Here is a 7,371-nt window from a genome sequence, read left to right on the forward strand (position 1 = left end):
TAGTTCGTGAAAAGACCAATGTTGATGACTCAGCGGTTAAACCTGTTAAGCCAACCGGCGATAAACAAGGCACCGGCATTAAAGTCAACAACAAGGACAAAGACACTACTGTCTCTGCTAAGGATGAAGATGGCAAGGATGTTCCTGTCGTTATCAACCCTGAAACCGGCGAAGTGGAAGTCACTCCAGGTACCAATGTTGACGGCCCAATCGTGGTAACTGTTAACGATCCAGACCTCCCAGGCGATAAGAAAGAAGTGACTGTTCCAGTCGAAGGTCATGAAGCAGGCCGCGATGACAACGGTTCAGACAAGACTCAAGCAGATCTTACTGACCCAACTGTCCCAGCTGAAAAGACTCCAGTCGCTGACAAGAACAACTTAACTGACGACGAAAAAGCTCAAGTTAAGAAGGCTATCGAAGACGCCAACAAGGATAAATTCCCAGCAGCTAAGGAAGGCCAAAACCCAACCAAGGTTGAAATCGGCAAGGACGGCACAGCTACCATCACTTACCCAGATGGCTCTAAAGACACCATCCCAGGTACTGACTTAGTTCGTGAAAAGACCAATGTTGATGACTCAGCCGTTAAGGAAGTTAACCCAACTGACGAAAAACAAGGCACTGGCATCAAGGTTAACAACGCGGGTAAGGAAACCAAGGTGACTGCCAAGGATGAAGACGGCAAAGACGTTTCTGTAGTCATCAACCCTGAAACCGGCGAAGTTGAAGTCACTCCAGGTAAGGATGTTGACGGTCCTATCACCGTTACCGTAACGGACCCAGACCTCCCAGGCGGCAAGCAAGAAGTGACCGTTCCTGTTAAGGGCCACGAAGCAGGTCGCGATGACAACGGGTCTGACCAATCGGCTAAGCCTACCATCGAAGCCATCCATGAAGGCGACGAAATCGTGGAAGGTAACGGCGTGCCAGATGCTAAGATTGTGGTGAAAGACAAGGACGGCAATGTCATTGGCGAAACCACAGTTGACGGTATCGGTAACTGGTCTGTCAAAGTTCCTGCCAACAAACTTTTCGCTGGGGACAAGGTGACGGTTGAACAAACTGAAGAAGGTAAGAAACCTGCCGTTGAAACCGCAACCGTTCAAAAGGCAACGGGCGAAACAACGCGCAAGGGTGACCCAGCTGTCGCTTACCCAATCGAATCCCACCCAGTTGTTAAGCATGTCGGCGAAAGCTTGACCGCAGACGACATCACCAAGGCCATCGTCGTAGTCGGCGTTCCTGAAGGCTCTTACAAGGTAACCATCAATGAAGGTCAAAGCCTCCCATCTACGGATAAAGTGGGCGACACCATCATCGATGTGACTGTCACCCTACCAGACGGCACCACTGAAGCTGCCCAAGTATGGGTGATCGTGAAAGCTAAAGGCGGCGCAGCTCCTGACTACAAGAAGCCAACCACGGTGGATGATTCACAAGTCAAGGAAGTCAACCCAACTAACGACCAACAAGGTACTGGCATCAAGGTGAATAACCCTGATAAGGACACTAAAGTCACCGCTAAGGATGAAGACGGCAAGGACATTCCTGTTGTCATCAACCCAACAACCGGTGAAGTTGAAGTGACACCAGGTACCGACGTTGACGGCCCAATCACTGTGACCATCACCGACCCAGAATTACCAGGCGGTAAGAAGGAAGTCGTGGTTCCAGTCAAAGGCCACGCCGCTGGACGCGATGACAATGGTTCTGATAAAGTTGTCGCACCAAGCAACACTGTCAAACCAGCTCAACCAGCCACTCCAGTTGCCAAACCAGCCGCTCCTCAAAAAGCAGCTCAAGGCACTGTCAAAGTGGACCAAAAAGCACCAAGCGCTCTTCCAAAAGCTAGCCAAGCAGGCCAAGGCCATGCCAAAGCAGCCAAAACGAAGACCAAACTCCCACAAACCGGAGCCCTAGTCGGCCTAACGAGCGGCCTCGCCCTCGCATTAGTCGGCGCTGGTAGCTTACTGGCACTCGGCAAAGGCAAAAAGAAAGACTAAGCTCTCTCTTGACCGCCAAAGCTGAATAAGAAGAAGCCCTCGCACGAGAATGTGCGGGGGCTTTTTGTGTGGGCGGGTATAATATGTAAGGAAGTGGAATTTTTGTGGAGGAGCTGGTCTGTGAGGGGCGAGTTATTGACATGAGGCGTGCGATATGTCGGTATCTTGGTGACTTAGCGACACAAGGGATAGGGATCTGTCGGTATCATGGTGACATAGCGACATAAGGAAAAGGATATGTCGTTAAGTCAGCTGGAAAGTGACATAAGCTGGCTTCTTATGTCGGTAACTGGCAAAGAAGCTGCCAGTTCTCAAAGGAAGAGGCAGTAAGTCGGAAAGAAACTGCCAGTTCTCAAGGGAAGAGGCAGTAAGTCGGCAAGAAACTGCCAGTTTTTAAGAGAAGAGGCAGTAAGTCAGCAAGAAGCTGCCAGTTCTTAAGAGAAGAGGCAGTAAGTCGGCAAGAAACTGCCAATTCTTAAGAGAAGAGGCAGTAAGTCGGCTATAAACTGCCTCTTCTCAAAAGGAAAGGCTCTTTCTCGCGGAGAAAGAGCTTCATCATAGGAAAAACTAGCAAGTTCAGCACAAATCGAAAAGCCAGGCTGCTTCTCTTGTCCGCTTGAGAGGGGAGGCAGCCTGGCTTGTTATAAATTTGGTATTAATATAGTAGGAACTGATTCAAAATAGTAGGCCTGGCTTGTTGAAACGGCATTAATCTAGAAGGTATTGCCGAATCAGATCGCGTATCAGCATTAGCGCAGGAGACAATGCCGAATCAGACTGCGTACCGGCATTATCCTGAGCGACATTGCCGAATCCCAGCACACCTGCCAGCCCCACAAGCGACCATCTAGTCGCTTTTCAGGTCAATGGGGATTACCACACAGTCACTAGAGGTCTTTTCGCTCATAGATTTTCACGGTTAGGATGAAGAGGGCGGAGGCGAGGATGAGGCAGAACAGGCTGGCGGAGAGGATGAGGAGGGTCTGGTCCATGGTCAGGAGCTGGCGGATGAGGCCTTGGACGAAGGCGCTGTTGAAGATGGACCAGCCGAATGTGATGAGGACCAGGAAGAGGGCGATGCTGACGTAGTTCATGAAGACGGGCCCGAAGAGGGTGTAGGTGAATTGGTAGCCGACAAGTAGGAAAACCGCAAGCAGGCCCAACAAGAGGACTTCAGAGAGGCTGTTGGCCGTATAGCCGGGGATCAAGGCGTTCAAGCCAATGATCGGGATGATGAGGATGGCTACTTGAATGAAGTGGGAGAGGATCTTGCCGGCGACCACTTCCTTGCGAGTGACAGGCAGGCTCTGGATCAATTGTTGGTAGGGCCGCTTGTCGTCAAGCCCGTCGATGTTTCGGATATTGAAGAGGGCGAGCATAAGGCCGAGTGACAGCGGAAACTGGCCATCTCCTACAATAAAGAGTACCAGCAGGCTCACCGCTAAGGATAGGAACAAGAGCTTGTGACCGATTTGCCAGTCTTTGTAGAGTAAGGCTTTCATTTAATGCGCTCCTTTCAAGCTATAGACCATGATTTCTTCCAGGGAGGCGGGTTCGATGAGAACTTTCTCGCCATAGAGTTCCCGGAAGGTGTCCGCTTCCTGGGTCAGGCCAACAAAGCCGGTAGAACTTTCCCTGAGCCCTGCCAGGAGCGGCCGGGTGTCGGCATCGAGCAGGTCGCTAGCCCCCTTGACCAGGCGGCCGTCCTGGATCAAGACCACATAGTCGGCAATTTTTTCCAAGTCACTAGTGATGTGGCTGGAGAAGAGGACGGTCTTGTCTTGGTCTTGGATGAGGTCATAGAGAAGGTCCAAAACTTCCGAACGAACAAGGGGGTCGAGACCGGAAGTTGGTTCATCCAGGATGATTAAGTCTGCATGATGACTCAGGGCCACCGCCAGCGACAGCTTGACCTTCATGCCCGTGGATAAGTCCTTCACCTGCTTTTTGAGAGGGAGGCAAAAGTCCTGGCAGAGCTGACGGAAAGTATCCTTATCCCACTTGGCATAAAAACCACCCACCACCTGACCAGTAGCTGCCACGGTCAAATTCTCGTAAAACACATTCTCGGGATAGACAAAGCCAATCCGGTCGCGGGCGGCCTTGCCAGCTTCCTGGTGGTCCAGGCCGAGAATTTTAATGTCGCCAGCGTCGGCTTTAACTAAATCCATAATCAGCCGGATAGTCGTCGACTTGCCCGCACCGTTGGGGCCAATAAAGCCGGTGATATAACCTTTAGGGATCTGTAAATTCATCTGGTCAATGCGGAAGTCTCCTAGATTCTTAGAAACATTGCTCAGTTCAATGGCGTAAGTCACTCCTTATTCCTCCATTCTTTCTAACAGGCGTTGGGTCAGGTCCTGGGCAGTGAGGTCGATACTCTTGGCCTTGGTCGCGATCTCCTCCAGACCCTGATCGATCTCTGCCAAAATCTTCGCTTCAATCTGGTCGGTATCTAAGTGGGCCACATAAGTCCCCTGGTAGGGCACCGTCATCAAAAAATGCTCCTGCTCGAGCTTCTCATAAGCCTTCTTAACCGTGATCACACTCACTTCTAAGTCCTTGGCCAGCTGTCTGATCGAAGGCAACTGCTCTTCCTCCTTCAACTGGCCAGACAAGATATTGCGCTTAATCTCGCTTATAATCTGCTGGTACAAGGGGTCTTTGGAAAATTTGGATAGGGTGATGTTCAAAGTCATAGCTCCTTTGTATATAGTATATGATATATATGTACAGTATATTCTGGGAGGAGATTTCTGTCAAGTTTGTTTGGAGAATGCTATTGGTGATTAAGGTAAATAGTGAATATCCTAAGCTGAGATTAATTGAGTAAAAGAGAAGAAAATAAGCTTGTTAAGAGGCTAAGCGATATCTAACTTAATAAGCGGAATATTCCGAATAATAATTGAAGCCTTTACAAAGATAAAAGTTTATGGTCTAATTTAAATGTGGCTTTGTTCCACAACTCTTCTACCGACTCTCCAAAGAAACTCACGTAAAAGTATAATAAAACCTAACATTGCGTCGGTAGATTTGGCGGTAAAGCGATTTTGCTTTACCGCTTTTTTTCAAATTTAAATTGACAATTCAAATAGATTAAAATTATTTTAATCATAATCAAATCATTTTCTTTCTTGGCGTGCATAATCAAAATGTTTACAGTGATGCCGATGGGTACTACATATCAATTATCTGTTAATACTAGATAATTGTTTATAATTATTGGTTAATTGTGAAAGGAGATTGCGATGAAGAATTCAAATTATTCAGTGTTCAAAAAAGAGTAAAAAAGAAAAGTATATGGTGGACTTTATTATGTGGTTTAGAAAATATAGGAAGATTTAGTGCTGCTGTTAGTATTCTAATAGGAGCGAGTACAACAATAAAATGTTCAAATCATGTAGTAATTGATAGCTAGTTTATAGTTATAGCTAGTATTCAACATTATACTCTTATTCTATTGGAGGAGGATAAGTATGAAAAGAGATTTAGGATTATGGATTAGATTAGGTATAATTTTTGGTTCTATTTTTGGCAGATAATATAGGGGTTGGAATAGACGTTGGTATAGCAATAGGGACTGCTATAGGTGTTTCGCATGGGGAAGACAAAAATGATAAAAATAATTAATGTATCATTAAGTATGCGAGTATTAAAAAGTTAGACTATTTCAAGGAATCGAATAACCTAGGAACATTCCTTTGTTACAATGCTCAATACCTGACTTAATAAATGGAATATTTCGAATAATAATTAAAGCCTTTACAAAAATAAAAATATATGGTTTAATTTAAGTTGTGGCACTCCTTGCGCCACAACTTGTCTACCGATTCTTCGTAGAAACTCACGTAAAAAATATGATAAATGCTAACATTTCGTCGGTAGATTTGGCGGTAAAGCAATTTTGCTTTACCGCTTTTTTTACAAATAATTGTATTTGTAAGTATTTATAAGGGCTAAAGTGTACGTTTTTTGTTTTTTGTTATCATTTATGGGTTTTAAATAAATAATAGATTGGGACTATAAGTAATTAGTCATTAAGCAATAAATTCATGCCTAAACTTCTCTATCAAAAATGTAATGATAATTTATGATGATTTTTCATCATTTAGAATTGTCATTTTTTAAAACAATAATGTACTAATCCAATTAAGAGTAGGGCCTATGAAAACGTTAATATTACGTGCTAAATTCTAGTTCTCTTATGTGTTTTTAATGAACAAAAAATGTTTTAAAAAGCTGATCGTGAAAGAATTTATTGTTTTTTTTTTTACCATGGACTTATCTCAAATCAAATAAACTAATTTTGACTAGGAGGAAGTCTTTATGGTTGGAAAAAATAATACTAAGCTTAGAGAGGAAAAACAAAGTAACAAGTTTTATCGTTATTCGATTAAACGATTAAATATTGGTGTAGCCTCTGTGGCAGTTGCAGCAGGCTTACTTTTTGCTGGAAATGTCGCTGTCGTCCAAGCAGCGAGTATTCAAGAACAAGAAAAAGTCGAAGCTTCTGAAAGCGCAATTTCAGATGTGCCAATAGACGCGCCAGCAGTAGAAGATACTGTAAACAATAACGGGCTAGAAAATCCAGAAAATGAACTAAATTCTAATTTAATTCCAAACAATAGTGAACAATCAAATATGGAGTCTAGTGATGAAACAAGTCCATTAGACAATAATTCGAAAGAAGAGAAAAATGATACAAAAACACCTGTTGAAGTAAATACACAGGATAAACAACCTGAAGAATTAACTGTTGATTCTAATCATAATGAAGACAAAGAAAAAAATAAGACACAAGATATTAATGAACCTTCTAGTGAAAAATCTTCGGTAGCTGATTCTAAGGAGAAGGCTATCCTAGAAGAAAATCAACAGAGAAATGCCCATCAAAACGCTGTTAAGAATGAAAATACGAGCGATACCAATCAACAAGCAGCGCTCGATGATTTCGCAAAAGAACTTGCAGCTTCTGATAATCCCAAGCAGGTCTTACGTTCTAAATTAGCGGAAGTTTATGATCCGAAAGATGTTGAAGGTTTACTCGCTGAGATTAATCCTCAAAATATAAGCAATGGCTTAAGTTTGAGAGAGGAATTAACAAAAGCAGCTTTAGCCTATGCAGAGAGCCATCGCTTACGTGAAAAAGGACAAATTTTTGCGGTTTTACCTACCAGCAGCCGGTCTGTTCGTGGAGGACAGAATGTCGCAAACCAAATTCAAGTGACTAATGCTGACTTTAAGCAACTTGATGGTAGTAATCGTGAAACAGACTATGTTCATGATAATGAAGGTGGCTATGCTCGTCTTGATGTCGATATCGCAGTCTCCGGGCAAGTGCAAGCAGGGGACTACTTTATTCTTG

At 44.2% G+C, this 7,371-nt stretch carries 5 protein-coding genes; 2 read left to right on the plus strand and 3 right to left on the minus strand.

The window, feature by feature from the left end; all coding sequences use genetic code 11:
- Positions 1 to 2,006 (plus strand): MiiA motif-containing surface protein (locus HMPREF3090_RS05865; protein ID WP_246818693.1); only part of this gene is annotated, 2,006 nt, incomplete at its 5' end.
- 887 nt (positions 2,007 to 2,893) lie between these two features.
- Here the strand turns inward: HMPREF3090_RS05865 and HMPREF3090_RS05870 are convergent.
- The 3 genes from HMPREF3090_RS05870 to HMPREF3090_RS05880 are packed head-to-tail and all read right to left on the minus strand — an operon-like array spanning position 2,894 to position 4,705.
- Positions 2,894 to 3,508 (minus strand): ABC-2 transporter permease, encoded by a 615-nt coding sequence (locus HMPREF3090_RS05870; RefSeq protein WP_067972427.1) that lies wholly within the window; start codon positions 3,506 to 3,508, stop codon positions 2,894 to 2,896.
- Positions 3,509 to 4,324 carry an ABC transporter ATP-binding protein gene (locus HMPREF3090_RS05875; protein WP_067972423.1) on the minus strand — a complete coding sequence of 272 codons (816 nt, stop codon included), beginning with the start codon at positions 4,322 to 4,324 and terminating at the stop codon, positions 3,509 to 3,511.
- A gap of 3 nt (positions 4,325 to 4,327) precedes the next feature.
- Positions 4,328 to 4,705, minus strand: a complete 378-nt coding sequence (locus HMPREF3090_RS05880; RefSeq protein ID WP_067972421.1) for a GntR family transcriptional regulator — start codon at positions 4,703 to 4,705, stop codon at positions 4,328 to 4,330.
- A gap of 1,627 nt (positions 4,706 to 6,332) precedes the next feature.
- Here HMPREF3090_RS05880 and HMPREF3090_RS05885 point away from each other — a divergent pair.
- Positions 6,333 to 7,371: YSIRK-type signal peptide-containing protein (locus tag HMPREF3090_RS05885; RefSeq protein WP_148130131.1), on the plus strand; the 1,039-nt coding region annotated here is incomplete at its 3' end.

Source organism: Aerococcus sp. HMSC23C02 (genome assembly GCF_001806805.1).
Classification (GTDB): Bacteria; Bacillota; Bacilli; order Lactobacillales; family Aerococcaceae; genus Aerococcus; species Aerococcus sanguinicola.